Genomic DNA, 15,999 nt, shown 5'->3' with positions numbered 1-15,999 from the left:
TCCTTGTGTACGACTGGTCTTAGTCCCTGTCCAGCCCAAGCTTGGAGAGCCGATAACGCAGCGATCTTAGGCTCATGCCGAGTTTCCTGGCTGCAGCGGTGCGGTTCCAGCGGGTCTCCTCCAGGGCTTTGATGATCGCCTGACGTTCAATATCCCCCAGCATGTCGCCAAGGGGTTTGCTGGTTCGCCTGGTGGGCTCTGTGTTGACCTCGGGAAGCTGTAGGTCGCGAGCGCTCAGCTGGTCACCCTCGCAGAGGGTGATCGCCCGTTCCAGAATGTTCTCCAGTTCACGTACGTTGCCGGGGAAAGGGTGGCGCTGCAACGCTTGCAGCGCATCCGGGCTGAGACAGGGCGACGGCAGCTCCGAGTTGCTGCAGAGGCGGGTAAAAATGCTGTCGATCAGTAGCGGGATATCCTCCGGACGCTCTCGCAGCGGCGGAAGCGGCAGCTCAATCACGTTGATGCGGTAGAAGAGGTCTTGGCGAAAGCTGCCGTTCTCCACCATCTCGCTGAGATTTTTATGGGTGGCGCTGATGATGCGCACATCCACCGAGACCTCCCGGTGGCCGCCCACCGGGCGCACTCGCTTCTCTTGGATCGCCCGCAGCAGTTTGACCTGCATCTGCAGCGGTAGATCGGCCACCTCGTCGAGAAACAGGGTGCCGCCGTCGGCGGCCTGGAACAGTCCCTGCCGGTCGCTGCTGGCGCCGGTGAAGCTCCCCTTCATATAACCAAACAGTTCGCTCTCCATCAGTTCTTGAGGGATGGCGCCGCAGTTGACCGCGACAAACTCTTGGTCGGCGCGGGGACCTTGGTCGTGGATCATGCGCGCCACCAGTTCCTTGCCGGTGCCCGATTCGCCGCTGATGTAGACCGGCGCCTGGCTGCGGGCGAGTTTCTGTACCAGCTCGCGGATCCGCTGCATCGCGCGGGAGTTGCCGAGCAGTTGCCTGCCGGCATCTGCATCAGAGGCTGTCGGCGCGGCTGTTTGGCGCTCGGGTGAGAGCTTGAGCGCCTTCTCTACCAGTTTGCGCAGGATCGCCAGATCCACCGGCTTGGAGACGAAGTCGAAGGCCCCGGCCTTCAGCGCCTCGATCGCCGACTCCATGTTGCCGTGGGCGGTGATCATCGCCACCGGCAGGGCCGGGTGGTGTTGGCTGATGTGGCGCACCAGCTCGATGCCGTTGCCGTCGGGCAGGCGCATGTCGGTGAGGCAGAGATCGAAGTGCTCGCCGGCGAGATGTTGATGGGCCTGGGCGAGGTTGAGTGCGGCACGGGTCTCTATGCCCATACGCATCAGGGTGATCTCCAGTAGTTCGCAGATGTCGGGTTCGTCATCCACGACCAGCGCCAACGGCTGCGTCATCTAACTTACCTCGTGGTTCCAGTTGTAGAAATGCAGCCGGAAGCAGCTGCCGCCGGTGGGCCCGGGAATATACTCTAGTTCGATACGATTCGCCTCGCTCAGTTCCTTGGCAATATAAAGGCCCAGGCCGGTACCTTTGTTGTGGGTAGTGTAGAAGGGTTCGAAGATCTGCCGTGCCACCTCCCGCGGGATACCGGGGCCATTATCGATGATATCGACCACCGGATCGTCGAACTCAGTCACCTTGCCGCCGATGATGCGGATCCGTAACGGTTGTTCCCTACTGGCGTGTTCGCGGGCATTGTTGCAAAGATTGGTGACGATCTGCCGCAGCTGTCCCGGGTCGGCGATGATATTGATGCTCTCCGGCTCCACCTGCAGCGAAAAGACCCCCGGCGGCAGCTCGTGATCCTGCTCCTGCTCGCTGATAAAGTCGCGCAGCCAGGCGGTGAGAGGGATGGCGCGGGGTTTGCCTGGATCGCGGCGGGAGAGTTGCAGCACATTCTCGATCACCTGATTGACCCGCTGAGAGTTGGATTGAATGATCTCGATCAGGCGCCGGTCGGCCGGGTTCAGGTTGGGGGATTCGTCAAACAGCTGGCTGGCGTGGCTCAGCGCCCCCAGCGGGTTGCGGATCTCATGGGCGATGCTGGCGGTGAGGCGCCCCAGTGAGGCGAGTTTCATCTGCTGGGCCTGGACGATCAGCCGCGAGTGGTCCTCGAGAAACACCAGCACCCGGCCGTCGGCGCCCGCCTCCAGGGCGTTGAAGCGGGGCTTCAGTTCCGGCCCGTGGGCGTTGATGCGAAATGGCGGGCATTCCCGGTTGTGATCCTGTTTCCAGCGGATCAGCATGTGCGTCAGTTCTTTCGAGGCGCGTTTCAGCGGGCTGCCGATGGCCGCATCCGGGGTACCCAACAGGCGTCGGGCAGGGGCGTTGATCAACAGGATGCGCAGGTGTTGATCCACCACCAGTACGCCGGTCTGGATATGCTGGATGACATGGTCGTTGAGGCGCGCCATATTCTCCAGTTGGCGCGCTCGCTGCTCCGCCAGCTTTTCACTCTCGCCGATCCGCCGCGAGAAGACGTGGGCGATCAGCGCCATGGTGAAGTAGAGGCTGCCGAGAAAACCGGCCTGGATGAACCGGGTCGGGTAGATGTGGGTTAGCGAGGCGTAGATCTGGTCGGTGATTACCATCAGCGAGGCGAGGGCGGCAAACAATAGCGAGGCACGCCCGCCCATCATCACGCTGCCGATGGTGATGGAGATCGCGATCAGTATTCCCAACCCGCTCTGGATGCCGCCGCTGGCGTGCATTAGCAGAGTGATTGCCAGGATGTCGATGAAGACCATCACCGCCGCCTGCTGGTCCGCCTTGGGTGAGCGCCAATACCAGAACACCGTACCGACCATCACCAGCCCCATATAGAGGGTGGCGCTGAAGGCGAACAGGCTGGCCGAGTGCTGGCCAAGAAAGTCGGGGCCGGTCTTACTGAAAAAAAAGAACAGCAGCGCCAGCGAGAGGGTGATGCGGTAGATCAGGAACAGCCGCAGGTTCTTCCAGCTGCGCAGCGATTTCAGCGCGCGCTTGCTGCTCTCCACCTGCAAAGTGTCACGCAGGGAGTCGAGCCAGCTGCGCATGATTAGATGCCGCTCACCGAGTCAGTCTTCAGGGCGATAGGCATCGTGGTGCTCTTGGCTGCAGAAGAAGTGGTTGTCCGCCTGCAGCGCCTCCTCACGGGGCAGATGCAGCCCGCAGTGAGCGCACTGCACCCCCTCCAGTGACTTCACCTGCCTGGGGGGATGGGGCTGGGTTTGGTGTCTGGACCAAAGGTGGCGGATGATCAGCAGCGCAACCCAGATAGCTGCGCCGATTAACAGATAGCGGAGGCCCATCGACGATACTCACAGGACGGGGTTTGCAAAACGATTTTGTCGGCGGAAGCGATTATTGGAATAATACCACCTTTTGCCGGCTCTGAGCCGAACGAGGTCCGTGTGACACTGCGTATCCAGATTGCCCAGCTCAACTTTCTCGTTGGGGATATCGAAGGCAACACCGAAAAGCTGCTCAGCACCGCGCGTGCTGCTCGGGGACGGGCCGATGCGGTGATCTTTCCTGAACTGACCCTGACCGGTTATCCGCCGGAAGACCTGCTGCTGCGTTCTGACTTCATCGCCCGGGTGGAGCAGGCGCTACAGCGCATCCTCGACGAGGCGCATGGGGTGCATCTGATCTTTGGTTATCCGCTGCGGCGCGACGGGCAGCTCTACAATCTGGCCGGGGTGGTCCGCGATGGCGAACTGATTGCCGAATACCGCAAACAGATGCTGCCTAACTACTCGGTGTTCGATGAGAAACGCTACTTCAGCCCCGGCAGCGAGGCGGTGCTGTTCCCCCTCAACGGGGTGCAGGTCGGGCTGAGCGTGTGTGAGGATATCTGGGAGCCGCAGCCGATGGCCCAGGCGGTGGCGGCGGGTGCCGAGCTAATCCTCAATCTCAACGCCTCGCCGTTTCACACCGGCAAGGCGCCGGAGCGGGAGCAACTGGTGCAGGAGCGAGCTCGCCAGCACGGCGTGCCGGTAGTTTATGCCAACCTGGTGGGCGGGCAGGACGAGCTGGTGTTCGATGGCGGTTCCTGCGTGGCGGATGGCCAGGGCGCGCTGGTGCGGCGGCTGGCGTTCTACGAGGAGAGCATCGCACTGGTCGAATTCGAAACGGGTGATCGGCTGCGACCGCTGCCTGGCGAGGTCGCGGCAAGACTGAGCGAAGAGGAGGCGGTGTATGGCGCACTGGTGCTGGGGGTGCGCGACTATGTCTGCAAGAATGGTTTCAATGGCGCCATCCTTGGCCTCTCCGGCGGTATCGACTCGGCGCTGACCCTGGCGGTGGCGGTGGATGCGCTGGGTGCGAACCAGGTGGAGGTGGTGATGATGCCGTCGCGCTACACCGCCGATATGAGTAATGAGGATGCGGCAGAGCAGGCGAGAATCCTCGGCGTGGAGCACCGCACGATCCCCATTGAGCCCGCTTTCAAAGCCTTTCTCGGCATGCTGGAGCCGGAGTTTGCCGGGCGGCCAGCGGATGTCACCGAGGAGAATATCCAGGCGCGCTGCCGTGGTGTCATCCTGATGGCGATCAGCAACAAGAAGGGGCGCATCCTGCTCACCACCGGCAACAAGAGCGAGATGTCGGTGGGTTATGCCACCCTCTATGGCGACATGGCCGGCGGCTTTGCGCCGATCAAGGATGTGCCGAAACTGCTGGTCTACCGGCTTTGTGAATATCGCAACCGCCTCTCGCCAGTGATCCCGCAGCGGGTGATCGAGCGCCCGCCGTCGGCGGAGCTGGCGCCAGGCCAGAAGGACAGCGATTCGCTGCCCGATTATGCGGTGCTTGATCCGGTCCTGGAGCGCTATGTGGAACAGGACCAGAGTCCGACACAGATCATCGCCGCCGGATTCGAGGCGGCGTTGGTGGAGCGGGTGGTGGGGATGGTGGACCGCAACGAATACAAGCGCCGCCAGGCTCCGCCGGGAATCAAGATCACTCGCCGTGCCTATGGTCGTGACCGGCGCTACCCGCTGACCCGCGGCTATTGGACGCCGCTGGAGTCGGAGCGGTAAACTTGCCTCCGATGAGATTAGGTGCCGGTTCGCTGCACGATCCGGTCAGACGATCAGCAAAACGCCATGTCTGGCGGGAATGGAGTAAGAAACAATGAAAAAAGTCGAGGCCATCATTAAACCGTTCAAGCTGGAAGATGTGCGCGAGGCGCTCTCCGCGGAGGGAATTACCGGTCTGACCGTGACCGAGGTGAAGGGGTTTGGGCGGCAGAAGGGGCACACCGAGCTCTACCGTGGTGCCGAGTATGTTGTCGATTTTCTGCCCAAGGTGAAGATCGAGGTGGTGGTGGCTGAGGCGGCGGTGCAGTCCTGTATCGAGGCGATCACCAACGCGGCACGCACCGGCAAGATCGGTGACGGCAAGATCTTTGTCTCGCCGGTGGAAAAGGTGATCCGCATCCGTACCGGCGAACAGGATGAAGCGGCGATCTGAGTCTTCCGGCCGGCTTGGTGCCGGCCCTGCCTTGGGCTGCTAGGGGCTACTCCTTGTCTAGCCCGAGCGACTCCCAGATTCGCTCGCTCAGGCTCTCCTCATCCTGCTCTTCGGCGAACAGACCGTTCTGCCGGTTCAGCGCCAGCACCCGCTCGGCATCCGCTGCCAGATTTTTCAGACCCAGTCGGGTGTAGGCGTCCACCATGATCTGTAGTGCTTCATCCACCACTGAGGTGCGCTGAAAGTTGGCGACCACCCGGTTGGCGCGGTTGGCTGCGGCCAGATAGGCGCCGCGGCGCATGTAGTAACGGGCTACGTGGATCTGGTATTTGGCCAGGTTGTTGCGCAGGTAGATCATGCGCTGACGTGCGTCGGAGGCATATTTACTCTCCGGGAAACGGCGTACCAGCTCGGCGAAGTCGCTGAACGAGGTGAGCGCGGCGCCGGCGTCACGCTGCGAGGAGTCGGTGGGGATGAAGCGGGTGGTGATGCTATGGTTGCGGTTAAAGTTGGCCAGCCCCTTCAGGTAGTAGGCATAGTCCACATAGGGATTTTGCGGGTGCAGCCGGATGAAGCGTTCGGCGGCGGCGATGGCCGAATCGGGCTCGCTGTTTTTGTAGTGGGCATAGATGATGTCGAGCTGTGCCTGGGTGGCGTAGCGGCCGAAAGGGTAGCGTGCCTCCAGCCCTTCATAGTATTCGATGGCGCCGTCATAGTCGCCGTCCATCATCGCCGACTTGGCTTCAGAATAGAATTTGCTGGCGCTCCACCCCTTGGTCTTGTCGATCTGCTCCGGCAGCAGCGAGCAGGCGGAGATCAGCGACAGTAGCAGTGCGAGAATAAGAAAGCGAAACAAATGCATGGCCGGCAGGCAAGTTCTTGTGAGTCAGTAAAAGGCGGCATTATAACGGAAAGCCCTGGCGCGCGCATAAGGGCGGATGGGGCGGAAAAGAATCGAGATGAGTGAAGAGATAGAAACATTGATCAGTGAGGTTGGCCTCGAGCAAGCGGGACGCCGTCTTGACCAGGTGGTGGCGGAACAATTCGCTCAGTTCTCCCGCAGTCGCTTGCAGCGCTGGATCAAGGATGGTCGGTTGCTGCTCGATGGCCGGCCGGGCAAGCCGAAACAGAAGGTGCGGGGGGGGGAGCGACTGGAGCTGGTGCCGCAACTGGAGCAGGAGGTCACCTCACGGCCTCAGCCGATCCCGCTCGACATCCTGTTCGAGGATGAGAGCCTGCTGGTGGTCAACAAACCGGCTGGGCTGGTGGTGCATCCGGCGGTGGGCAACCCGGACGGCACCCTGCTCAACGCATTGCTGCACTACTTTCCCGCGATCAGCCAGGTGCCGCGGGGCGGCATTGTGCACCGCCTCGACAAGGAGACCAGCGGCCTGCTGGTGGTGGCCAAGACCCTGCAGGCGCAGACCGCGCTGGTGGCGCAGCTGCAGGCGCGCAGCATGAAGCGGGAGTACCGCGCCTTTGCCCAGGGGGTGATGGCCGCCGGTGGCAAGGTGGATGCGCCGATCGGCCGTCACCCGGTACACCGTACCCGGATGGCGGTGGTGGCGAACGGCAAACCGGCAGTGACTCACTACCGGGTAATCGAGCGCTACCGTTTTCACACCGACCTGCGGATCCAGCTGGAGACCGGTCGCACCCACCAGATCCGCGTGCATATGGCGCAGATCCGCTTTCCGCTGGTGGGCGACCCGGTCTACGGTGGGCGGTTGCGATTGCCGACCGGCATCAGTGATGCCTTGGCGGAGGGCTTGCGGGCGTTTAAGCGCCAGGCGCTACATGCCCGGCGTCTGGAGCTGGTCCACCCCGAGAGCGGCGAGCAGATGAGCTGGGAGGCGCCGCTGCCGGAGGATATGGAGCAGCTGTTGGGGCTGCTGCGGGCGGATGCCGCTGAATGATTGAGCTGATCCGCCCCGACTGGCCGGCGCCGGCGAATGTGCGCGCTGCGATCACCTGTCGGGCCGGCGGGGTCAGCTTGTCCCCCTACGCGAGCCTTAATCTGGGCGACCATGTGGGGGATGATCCGCTGGCGGTCGCTACCAACCAGCAACGGCTGGCCGTGGCGTTGAGCTTGCCGGCAGAGCCGCTCTGGCTGACCCAGGTGCATGGTTGCGCGGTGGCCGATCTGGAGGATGCCCGTCGCGGCTGTGAGGCCGACGCCGCCTTCGCTGATCGACCTGATCGAGTCTGTGCAGTGCTCACCGCCGACTGCCTGCCGCTGTTGCTTTGCGATCAGCAGGGCGAGCGGATTTGTGCGGTGCATGCAGGCTGGCGGGGTCTGGCCAGCGGGGTGATCGAGGCGGCGCTGCGGCGCATGGGGCGGCCGGGTTCGGAACTGCTGGCCTGGCTCGGTCCCGCCATCGGTCCGGAGCGTTTCGAGGTGGGGGCGGAGGTGCGGGAGGCCTTCGTCGCCCATGCCGATGAGGCAGCCATCGCCTTCCGCCCCGCAGAGCAAGGCAAGTGGCTGGCCGATATCTATCGGCTGGCACGGCAGCGTTTGGCGGCGTTTGGCGTGGGCTTTGTGGGGGGCGGTGATTACTGTACAGTGTCCGACCCAAAACGTTTCTACTCCTATCGGCGGGACGGCGTCACCGGGCGCATGGCTTCGTTGATCTGGCTCCAACAGGGAGAGCTATCCTGATGCAATGGCAGATGTTGACCCTGGTCGGTGAGGACCGGGCGGGTATCGTGGCGCAGGTCACCGATGCCTTGTTCAAGGGCGGCTGCTCGCTGGGCGAGGCCTCGATGCTGCGTCTGGGCGGCAACTTCAGTGTGATGCTGATGGTGCGCGGTGATCAGCAATCGGTGCAGGGCCTGATCGCGCCGGTGGCAGAGGCGCTGGGGCTGCGCTTTCACCTCGACCCGATCCACGGCGGGCTGCACCAGCATCGGGTGCCCAACTACCAGGTGCGGGTGGTGGGGGCCGACCGGGCCGGTATCGTGGCTCAGGTGACCGGCGCGCTGGCGGATGCGGGATTCAACATCCTCGAGCTGGAGTCGGATGTGGCCGGCAGCGAGGCCGACCCGGTCTATATCATGACCATCCAGGGCTTTGCTGAGACCACCCTGGAGCAGCTGCAGGCGGCGCTGGCCAGGCTGGGCGATGAGGCGATCGAGGTCAATATCTCCCCCATTGAGACCCTGATTGGCTGATCTATGGCAATCCTGGAGATTCTTAAGTTGCCGGACCCCCGGCTGAAGCAGCCTTCTGAGCTGGTGGAACAGTTCGACGACGCGCTGCGCGCCTTCATCGACGACCTGGAGGAGACCCGCGTCAACGGCCCGGCTGCGGTGGGCATCGCCGCGCCGCAGGTGGGCGATTTCCGGCGGGTTATCATCATTGATTGCTCACAAACCCGCAAACCGGTGCCGAACCATGGCCGGCTGGTGCTGGTGAATCCTGAGATCAGCAAGTGGGACGGCTTCGAGCTGGGGCGCGAGGGGTGCCTGTCGGTGCCTGACTATACCGGTAACGTGATCCGCGCCGAACGCATCAAACTTACCGCCCAGGATCCCTACGGCGAGCCGCTCGAGTTTGATATGGAGGGCTATGAAGCGCGCGCCCTACAGCACGAGGTGGACCACCTGGACGGCATCCTGTTTGTTGATCGGTTGGTAAGTCGGCGTACCGACCTGTTCCAGCGCAAGGTTTACCAGAAGGGTGGCAAGAAGAAGCAGGGAAAATAACGGAAGGCGGCGTCAGCTTGCCGTGGCATAACCGAAATGGACAACACCACACTCATCGCCATCCTTCTCATGCTGTTGTTGGGGGTGGTCCTCTATCGTCTGCAACGGCTCTGTCTGCAGGCCAGTCGTGCCGACTGGGGTAGCGGCCTGATGAATCGCATTGATGGTCTTAACCGGCTCTTCTGCCGCTACTACCACCGCCTGCCGCCGGTCGAGCTGGAGATCCCGCCAGAGGGGCCTGCGGTGGTGGTCGCCAACCATATCTCCGGTCTTGATCCGCTGTTGATGGCGGCGGCCAGTCGCCGCTCGCTGCACTTCATGATCGCCCGGGAGCAGTATGAGCGGTTCGGCCTGAAGTGGCTATTCCGCATGGCGGGGTGTATTCCTGTCGATCGGGAGCGGGCGCCGGAGAAGGCGCTGCGAGCCGCCTTTCGCGCGCTGCGTGAGGGGCATGTGGTGGCGCTGTTTCCGCATGGCACGATGCATCTGGATACGGAACCTTCCCGCCGAGTGAAGCCGGGCGCGGCGCGACTCGCCATGATGACAGGGGCGCCGTTGGTGGCGATGCGGATCAGCGGGGTACAAAAGCCTGGGAATGTCTTTCTTCCGGTGTTGCTGCGGGCGGAGGCGAGAATCGAGTCGCGCGGAGTGGTGAGGCATGAGGGGCTGGACAGGCAGGCGTTTTTGGCGGTGATTCAGCGGGCGATTGAGCCCTGACAAAGGCCGAGGGTCTCTTGTGGGTGGTGGCGGAACCCCTCGGACCGCTGCGGTGGTGCCCATCTTTTGATCAGATTCATGTTTCACGCAAAGAAGTTGAGTTAGGAGACTTACGCTCTCTGAAAGTGTGATTTGTTGACTACAGACTGGTCGCCTAATCCCGTTAACTTGGGGCGATAGGATATTTCTTTAGGCGGCCATCATGGATATTCCCGGCAAGACCCTCAGCGCCCTTTTGTGCCTTGGCCTGTTGAGCGGCTGTGGCGGCAGTGGCTCAGAGAGCAGCGAAGAGACCACTCGGACGGGCTCGGAATCTGCTTCACAGACGATTATGCTTCAGCCCACTGAGGGCACAGGAGGGAGTGACTCGAGTTCAGGCTCGGGATTGGCAGGAGAGCAGTTGGTGCCCGCTGTCGGCGCGGGGGGTGGTAGTCAGTCGCCAGCTGCGCAGCCGGCCCATACCGCGCGGGATGATAGCTTTGATGTCACCATCAACTCGGCCCGCACCCTGGATGTACTGGCCAACGACAGCCTCGACAGCGGAGCTGCGATGATCCTGTCGATTGAGAGCAGCAGTCAGCTGGGCGGCACTGTGCGCATCGTCGCCGCCAATCTGCTCAACTATACGCCACCGTCTGGTCAGGCCAGCTCTGCAACCGATCGTTTCAGCTACACGCTTGGCGACACGAATGGCGCCAGCTCATCGGCAACGGTGACCCTCTCCCTAACTCTGCCAAGCACGTCGGCCCACACCGCCAACGACGACAGCGTCATGGCCAGCCATAACAGCAGTCAGAGCATCGACATCCTGGCCAACGACCAGGTCGATTCCAGCACCACGCAGCTGGGCGGCAGTGTGGTGATTGCCGGCGATAACAGTGTGACCTACACTCCGCCGGGCAATATCACCAGTTCTACCACCGATAGTTTTGGTTACACCCTGGCCGATAGTTTTGGGCTGACTTCAGCGGCAATCGTCAGCGTCCCCTGGAGGTGCCGGCCCAGCCGACCACACCGCCAAGCGTTACCCTCAGTGCCAATGAAGATGAGTTTGGTGCGACGGCGAACACCAGCCGCAGCATGAATGTGCTGGCAAACGACACCTTCGATGCCAGCGCCAGTCTGACCCTCACTGTCGCTAGCAGCAGTCAGTTCGGTGGCAGTGTGAGTGTGGCGAGGGACAATACCATCAACTACACACCGCCGGCCTCGGTGACAGATGTCGGTACCGACCGTTTCGACTACACCCTCAGTGATGGCGCAAACAGCTCGACCGCCACCGTCACCGTCAATATCAACGCCCTCTGTGCTCGCACGGACATCCACTGCGTCGGGGATGGCGAAGAGTTTGATACCAATGTGCAGACCCGAGTGAGGCGTTCCAGGCGGCGGTCGATGCATCAGGCCCCGGTGACACGGTGAAGATCCGCGGCGGCACCTACACCCACAGCGCATCTTCGAAGATCTTTCTGAATGTGAATGTCTCCGGCAGCCAGGGTTCGCCGATCACCATCGAGGCCTTCGATGGCGAGCATGTGCACATCACCGGCTTTGGTTTTGCCGAGAGTTCAGCGAATCCAACCCGCGAGCGTGAGGTGCTGATCCGGGTGGCGGGCGACTACATCGTGATGCGCAACCTGGAGCTGAGCTACGCCACCCGCTACAACCTGCAGGTGGAGGGCAGCTTCGGTCTCTATGAGGAACTGGTGCTGCGGGATGCTTGGCTGAACAACCTGATGGTTGGTAATGAAGATACCCGCGTCGAAGGCAATCTCTTCCGCTATATTGAGGCGGCCCGAGCACGCCACCACAGCGGCATCATCCTGTGGCGCTACGGCACCAGTAAGTTGTTGGCCAACAACCGCTTCGAAAACTGCCTGGGCTATGACAATGGCTACCAGCCAGACGGCCAGAAGGTGCCCGGTGGCCCGGACGGGGATACCTACGGTGGTGAGAACTCAGATGCGTTCGAGTCCTTTAAGGGATGCCATGACGATGCCACTGGCAGCGTCGACAACCTCTGTCCCGGCAATGTGGTGGATGGTTTTGTCGCCTTTCACAACGCAGATGACGGCATCGACAACTCCTTTGGTAGCGACTCCTACGTGATGAATAGCCTCTCCTTCAGCAATGGCCCGGAGGGGCGGCGTGGTTTCAAAAGCCTGCGTTACGCCAAGGGTGGGGTCCACTGCATCGGCAACATCTCGTTCTCCAACGATGAGCGGGGCTTTGAGCCGCGCATGCAGGGCAGCGGCAGTGTTCATCACAACCTTGCCATCGATAATCCATCCCGGGGCGTGCATCTGAACGCCAGCAACCCTGATCCTGCCCGCTTCAAGGCCTACAACAACCTGGCCCTGAACAATGGTGATACCGACTTCTCCATCCCCTCGGGTGTCGATGCGAAGAATAACTGGTCTGGGGATTCGGATGGTGATCCGCGGATCGCCAACAGCGGCTTTAGCGCCAGCGATATCGATACCCACTTCAGTGCCGGCATGAGCGTTGCCGAAAAGGTGGCTTATGTGAAGGATCAGGTAAAGAATGCACTGAAGCCGCAGAGCGACAGTCCGTTGATCGATGCCGCTACCTGGATCGCCGGTGTGCACTGCGCCAGCGCGGATGACGATCCATCGAACCCGATGGATGTCGATGCTGATTGCCGGCATTGGCTCGGGGTCGCGCCGGATATCGGTCCTTACGAGATCAAATAGCGGTCTACTTGCTGGGGCGGGACCAGTTTCGCCAAGGCAACCTACGAAGCCAGCCTTCAAAGAAGGCTGGCTTTATTAGTGGGAGTTTCGTTTGAATAAGAGCGAATTAACAAGGATCAGTTTTGCAGTCGGCTTTACCTCGATTGTCATCAAGGCGGCCTCTGTCTGAATCAATTTGTTAAGGAAGCTCGGAATAAGTCGACCCTTTTAGGGATCGTCGAATCTACCTGCACAATTCCATAAAGAGCCTTATTTGTTGGCACAATAACCGACGGTGGTTGATGCCAATGGGTTGAGTTTTTCGTTCCAATTCACCCCGCTGACTTGAATTTGGTTGTCAGTCTGTGACATGTTGGAGCTCCAATGGTTTTTAAGTGAGCCTGTGATTGGCAAGCTGATTTGCCAGATGCCAATAGCGTCATTGGGATTGGTGATTTGTATGTCTTCGCAATATCCCGTTCCCCAGTCTGTGGTCACTTTGCGAGTAATAATCAGGTCGCCATTGGACATGGCGCGTTTAGGACTGTTTATGCAATAACCAAAAGATGTGGTGGCGTTGCCAGCTAGAGTCGAGTTCTGAGCATTAAGCAGGCCTTCTTCAAGCATGCTGACTTGTGCGTTCCATGCATGGCTCAGTGTGCCATTGACGATCAACTCAATAGACCAGTCACGAGTGCGGCTGTCCGGGTTATGAATTCTTACGTTTTCACAATAGCCGGTATTCCATCTGGAGATGATGTCGCGTGATATTTCCAATGGCGCCAAAGGGTTGCTGGTGCTGTTATCTGAGATGCGACTGACTTTAATGTAGTCAATGTCGTAATGAAATTGCTGGTTGTTGGCGAAATCTGGCGTGGCGGCCAAATCTGCACTGTAAGCATTCTGCCAGTCGTTATTAGCTGCCCAGAAGTTGCTGCGTATTGATAGAGCTAGATTGGGTACAGGGTTGTTTTGCTGTTTAACTAGCTTGCCATTGAGATACCATTCTATGCGTTCAGGGTACCAGCGTATGCTATAAGTTTGCCAGTTTTGGTAATCATAGTCTGCCAGGCTCAACAATGAACCTGCATGATGTATGCCGTCTCCGTAATTACTGTCAGGGTGTCCCCAGTCGTTCCAGCTGGTTGCAAGAAAAGTATTGTTAGGTTGGGCGGTAAGTATCTCAATGTCGATTTCATCTGCAAAGCCTTGTTGGTCTTGTGCATAGGCAAATAAGGATGCGATTAATCCGGCGGGCATGGCGGAGGCGCGTAGTCGAGCTTCGATTTCCAATCCTGTGCCGACATCAAACTTATCCAGACTGTATATCTCGCTACCATATAAAGTTTGTCCTGGTTCATTCGGGTTATAGCTATCCAGTTTTAATGAGAGATAGCTGGTTTCACCATCATTGTCGAAACTTGGTTGATTGCCCAGTTGAGTGCGACCAAGATGCCAACTTCCTTGATTCCAGACCTGAGTGTTCAGGCTATTGTTATCAAAATCATCAAACAGTAAAACCTCTGCTGGTGACATAGAACTGATAAGTAATAGGCTGCCAGAAAGTCCGAGGCGAAGAGTGTTTGTGGGCATGCAGGCGATTCCTTTTTTTGTATAAGCGAGTGAGATAATCAGCGGCCGAATCTTGTATAGTGATCAAGGTTTCCAACTCAGTCCAGTAAACTGAGCCTCAGCCACAGGATGAGAATAGTAGGGTGACTTCCGGTAGATCGGAGCTGGGAGGATAAGCCAAAAATCTTGCGAGAATCAACCTGACAAATGGAAAAAACGGCCGTCGCAGACTCGCCCTCCCTAGCGCTGAATTGGCGTCAGGGGTAACGTACTCTAGACAGCTGGCAGGTGTTCTGGCACGAAAAAGACTCGAGGACTTGGTCGATCAAACGCTGCTTTGCGAGCGTTTGCTGGTGGGCTGGTATCGAGGATTCGCTTATCCACGATCTACGCACATATTTGTGCCAGTCTTGGCTGGTTTCGCGGATGTAACGCTGACCGCAGTTCAGGATCTGCTGGGCCACGGTTTGGTTAAGATGACCGAGCGTTATGCTCGTCTGGTGAGGGAAAGCGTACGTGCCGCAGTCGCCCTTCTTTAAGGGTGCTGAGCAGCGCTGGCGAAAGATGAGGAAGTAACCATACGGAAGTAGGTTATCGATTTGATTGGTCGGGGTGAGAGGATTCGAACCTCCGGCCCCTGCCTCCCGAAGACAGTGCTCTACCAGGCTGAGCTACACCCCGAGTTCGTCCCGGCATAGACCGGCTGGATGGCGGTAGGTCGGGAGCCGACCGCAAACGAGCGCGCAATGATAATGGAATTCGCTAGATGGTTCAATGCGTTCTGGCGACAGAGAAGTCGGCCAGTGCCATCAGCGCCTCGCGGAACGGAGAGTTGGGAATCAGCGACAGCGCTGTCTTGGCGCGCTCCGCCTCCTCGTGCGCCAGTGTCTCTGTGTAGGTAATGGCGTCGCTAGCCTGGACCTGCTGCATCACGAATTCGATCTCATCCAGGCCACCCTTCTCGATGATCTTTGCCAAGCGCTTTCGGTCAGCTTCAGAGCACTGCTTCATCGTCTGGATCAGCGGCAGGGTTGGTTTGCCCTCGGCCAGGTCGTCACCGATATTTTTACCGATATCCTGGTTGGAGGAGTTGTAGTCGAGCGCGTCATCCACCAGCTGGAAGGCGATGCCCAGGTGCAGCCCGTAGTCGGCCAGCGCCTGCTCCTGTTGCGGATCGACACCGCTGATCACGCCGCCGAGGCGGGTGCCAGCCTCAAACAGGGTGGCGGTCTTACGTTTGATCACCTCCATGTAGTCGGCCTCGCTGGTCTCCGGATTGTGCACATTGAGCAGCTGCAGTACCTCACCTTCGGCGATGCGGTTGGTGGCGTGGGAGAGGATATCCATCACCCGCATCTGCTCCACCGCGACCATCATCTCGAAGGAGCGGGAGTAGAGAAAGTCGCCCACCAGCACACTCGCCTCATTGCCCCAGACTGCATTCGCGGTCTCCTGGTTGCGGCGCAGCTCGGAGCCGTCTACCACATCGTCGTGCAGCAGGGTGGCGGTGTGGATGAACTCGATGATCGCCGCCAGATTGATGTGGCGTTTGCCTTGATAGTCGCAGGCGCGGGCCGCTAGCAGTACCAGCATTGGCCGCAGCCGTTTGCCGCCACTGTTGACGATATAGGCGCCGATCTGGTTGATCAGCACCACGTCGGATCGCAGCTGTTCGATGATCAGTCGGTTGACCGCCTGCATGTCGTCCGCGATCAGCTCGCGAATGGCGTCGATATTCATTGGACCTACTGCACAGAAATCAAAACCTTGGCATGCTAGGCGGGGGGGCGGGTAGAGTCAAGAAAAAAGGCTGGTATGTGAAGAGCTGGCTCTCCCCCCTCTTTTCGCAACAGGCCGGAGCGCCGTTATTATTAGCCCGACCATTA

General features: G+C 59.9%; 16 protein-coding genes and 1 tRNA gene. 10 read left to right on the top strand and 7 right to left on the bottom strand.

From position 1 onward, the window contains the following. Positions 1-19 precede the first annotated feature (19 nt). The 3 genes from RIFP1SYM_RS05840 to RIFP1SYM_RS05830 are packed head-to-tail and all read right to left on the bottom strand — an operon-like array spanning position 20 to position 3,262. Positions 20-1,366 (bottom strand): sigma-54-dependent transcriptional regulator, encoded by a 1,347-nt coding sequence (locus RIFP1SYM_RS05840; protein WP_005960802.1) that lies wholly within the window; start codon positions 1,364-1,366, stop codon positions 20-22. Next, positions 1,367-3,007 (bottom strand): sensor histidine kinase, encoded by a 1,641-nt coding sequence (locus RIFP1SYM_RS05835; protein ID WP_005960801.1) that lies wholly within the window; start codon positions 3,005-3,007, stop codon positions 1,367-1,369. It abuts the gene before it with no gap. 21 nt (positions 3,008-3,028) lie between these two features. Beyond that, positions 3,029-3,262: a PP0621 family protein gene (locus RIFP1SYM_RS05830; RefSeq protein WP_005960800.1), complete on the bottom strand. Its 234-nt coding sequence runs from the start codon at positions 3,260-3,262 to the stop codon at positions 3,029-3,031. 102 nt (positions 3,263-3,364) lie between these two features. On the opposite strand from RIFP1SYM_RS05830, the gene RIFP1SYM_RS05825 reads away from it, so the two are divergent. Both RIFP1SYM_RS05825 and RIFP1SYM_RS05820 read left to right on the top strand, forming a co-directional pair. Further along, positions 3,365-4,993: an NAD+ synthase gene (locus tag RIFP1SYM_RS05825; RefSeq protein WP_240992025.1), complete on the top strand. Its 1,629-nt coding sequence runs from the start codon at positions 3,365-3,367 to the stop codon at positions 4,991-4,993. Between the two features lie 94 nt (positions 4,994-5,087). Then, positions 5,088-5,426: a P-II family nitrogen regulator gene (locus tag RIFP1SYM_RS05820; protein WP_005960798.1), complete on the top strand. Its 339-nt coding sequence runs from the start codon at positions 5,088-5,090 to the stop codon at positions 5,424-5,426. 46 nt (positions 5,427-5,472) lie between these two features. On the opposite strand, the gene RIFP1SYM_RS05815 is transcribed toward RIFP1SYM_RS05820, so the two are convergent. Beyond that, entirely contained in the window at positions 5,473-6,288 is an 816-nt protein-coding gene (locus tag RIFP1SYM_RS05815; RefSeq protein ID WP_005960797.1) for an outer membrane protein assembly factor BamD, read from the bottom strand. Positions 6,289-6,385: 97 nt separating this feature from the next. Here RIFP1SYM_RS05815 and rluD point away from each other — a divergent pair, with 97 nt between their 5' ends. The 8 genes from rluD (at position 6,386) to RIFP1SYM_RS05775 (ending at position 12,562) form a co-directional block, all read left to right on the top strand. After that, positions 6,386-7,342 (top strand): 23S rRNA pseudouridine(1911/1915/1917) synthase RluD, encoded by a 957-nt coding sequence (gene rluD, locus RIFP1SYM_RS05810; RefSeq protein WP_006474478.1) that lies wholly within the window; start codon positions 6,386-6,388, stop codon positions 7,340-7,342. Further along, a complete protein-coding gene (pgeF, locus tag RIFP1SYM_RS05805) occupies positions 7,339-8,085 on the top strand; it encodes a peptidoglycan editing factor PgeF (RefSeq protein WP_005960795.1) in 747 nt (248 codons plus the stop codon). The genes rluD and pgeF overlap by 4 nt, the downstream gene beginning before the upstream one ends. Continuing rightward, complete coding sequence (locus RIFP1SYM_RS05800) at positions 8,085-8,597, top strand: glycine cleavage system transcriptional repressor (protein WP_005960794.1); 513 nt, start codon at positions 8,085-8,087, stop codon at positions 8,595-8,597. Before pgeF ends, RIFP1SYM_RS05800 begins: the two co-directional genes overlap by 1 nt. A 3-nt stretch (positions 8,598-8,600) precedes the next feature. Continuing rightward, entirely contained in the window at positions 8,601-9,131 is a 531-nt protein-coding gene (gene def, locus RIFP1SYM_RS05795) for a peptide deformylase (RefSeq protein ID WP_005960793.1), read from the top strand. Positions 9,132-9,167: 36 nt separating this feature from the next. Then, positions 9,168-9,848, top strand: a complete 681-nt coding sequence (locus RIFP1SYM_RS05790) for a lysophospholipid acyltransferase family protein (protein WP_005960792.1) — start codon at positions 9,168-9,170, stop codon at positions 9,846-9,848. 403 nt (positions 9,849-10,251) lie between these two features. After that, positions 10,252-10,932: an Ig-like domain-containing protein gene (locus RIFP1SYM_RS05785; protein WP_006474474.1), complete on the top strand. Its 681-nt coding sequence runs from the start codon at positions 10,252-10,254 to the stop codon at positions 10,930-10,932. Next, positions 10,842-11,270, top strand: coding sequence for an Ig-like domain-containing protein (locus tag RIFP1SYM_RS05780; RefSeq protein WP_005960790.1), 429 nt, complete (start codon positions 10,842-10,844; stop codon positions 11,268-11,270). The genes RIFP1SYM_RS05785 and RIFP1SYM_RS05780 overlap by 91 nt, the downstream gene beginning before the upstream one ends. Continuing rightward, entirely contained in the window at positions 11,267-12,562 is a 1,296-nt protein-coding gene (locus RIFP1SYM_RS05775; RefSeq protein WP_005960789.1) for a hypothetical protein, read from the top strand. The genes RIFP1SYM_RS05780 and RIFP1SYM_RS05775 overlap by 4 nt, the downstream gene beginning before the upstream one ends. Positions 12,563-12,811: 249 nt before the next feature. Here RIFP1SYM_RS05775 and RIFP1SYM_RS05770 read toward each other — a convergent pair whose 3' ends face one another. The 3 genes from RIFP1SYM_RS05770 to ispB form a co-directional block, all read right to left on the bottom strand. Continuing rightward, positions 12,812-14,134, bottom strand: a complete 1,323-nt coding sequence (locus RIFP1SYM_RS05770; RefSeq protein WP_005960788.1) for a glycoside hydrolase family 16 protein — start codon at positions 14,132-14,134, stop codon at positions 12,812-12,814. 583 nt (positions 14,135-14,717) lie between these two features. Continuing rightward, positions 14,718-14,794, bottom strand: a tRNA-Pro gene (locus RIFP1SYM_RS05760). Positions 14,795-14,884: 90 nt separating this feature from the next. Continuing rightward, the gene (ispB, locus tag RIFP1SYM_RS05755) at positions 14,885-15,853 is read right to left on the bottom strand and encodes an octaprenyl diphosphate synthase (RefSeq protein ID WP_005960787.1); all 969 of its coding nucleotides are present in this window, start codon (positions 15,851-15,853) and stop codon (positions 14,885-14,887) included. Between the last annotated feature and the right edge of the window lie 146 nt (positions 15,854-15,999).

This window comes from endosymbiont of Riftia pachyptila (vent Ph05) (assembly GCF_000224455.1).
In the GTDB taxonomy this organism is placed as follows: Bacteria; Pseudomonadota; Gammaproteobacteria; order Chromatiales; family Chromatiaceae; genus Endoriftia; species Endoriftia persephonae.
This window is presented reverse-complemented; position numbering and strand designations above follow the sequence as displayed.

Coding starts and splice junctions, on each gene's coding strand:
- RIFP1SYM_RS05840 (WP_005960802.1), bottom strand. CDS start 1,366: ATGACGCAGCCGTTGGCGCTGGTCGTGGATGACGAACCCGACATCTGC.
- RIFP1SYM_RS05835 (WP_005960801.1), bottom strand. CDS start 3,007: ATGCGCAGCTGGCTCGACTCCCTGCGTGACACTTTGCAGGTGGAGAGC.
- RIFP1SYM_RS05830 (WP_005960800.1), bottom strand. CDS start 3,262: ATGGGCCTCCGCTATCTGTTAATCGGCGCAGCTATCTGGGTTGCGCTG.
- RIFP1SYM_RS05820 (WP_005960798.1), top strand. CDS start 5,088: ATGAAAAAAGTCGAGGCCATCATTAAACCGTTCAAGCTGGAAGATGTG.
- RIFP1SYM_RS05815 (WP_005960797.1), bottom strand. CDS start 6,288: ATGCATTTGTTTCGCTTTCTTATTCTCGCACTGCTACTGTCGCTGATC.
- rluD (WP_006474478.1), top strand. CDS start 6,386: ATGAGTGAAGAGATAGAAACATTGATCAGTGAGGTTGGCCTCGAGCAA.
- pgeF (WP_005960795.1), top strand. CDS start 7,339: ATGATTGAGCTGATCCGCCCCGACTGGCCGGCGCCGGCGAATGTGCGC.
- RIFP1SYM_RS05800 (WP_005960794.1), top strand. CDS start 8,085: ATGCAATGGCAGATGTTGACCCTGGTCGGTGAGGACCGGGCGGGTATC.
- def (WP_005960793.1), top strand. CDS start 8,601: ATGGCAATCCTGGAGATTCTTAAGTTGCCGGACCCCCGGCTGAAGCAG.
- RIFP1SYM_RS05790 (WP_005960792.1), top strand. CDS start 9,168: ATGGACAACACCACACTCATCGCCATCCTTCTCATGCTGTTGTTGGGG.
- RIFP1SYM_RS05770 (WP_005960788.1), bottom strand. CDS start 14,134: ATGCCCACAAACACTCTTCGCCTCGGACTTTCTGGCAGCCTATTACTT.
- ispB (WP_005960787.1), bottom strand. CDS start 15,853: ATGAATATCGACGCCATTCGCGAGCTGATCGCGGACGACATGCAGGCG.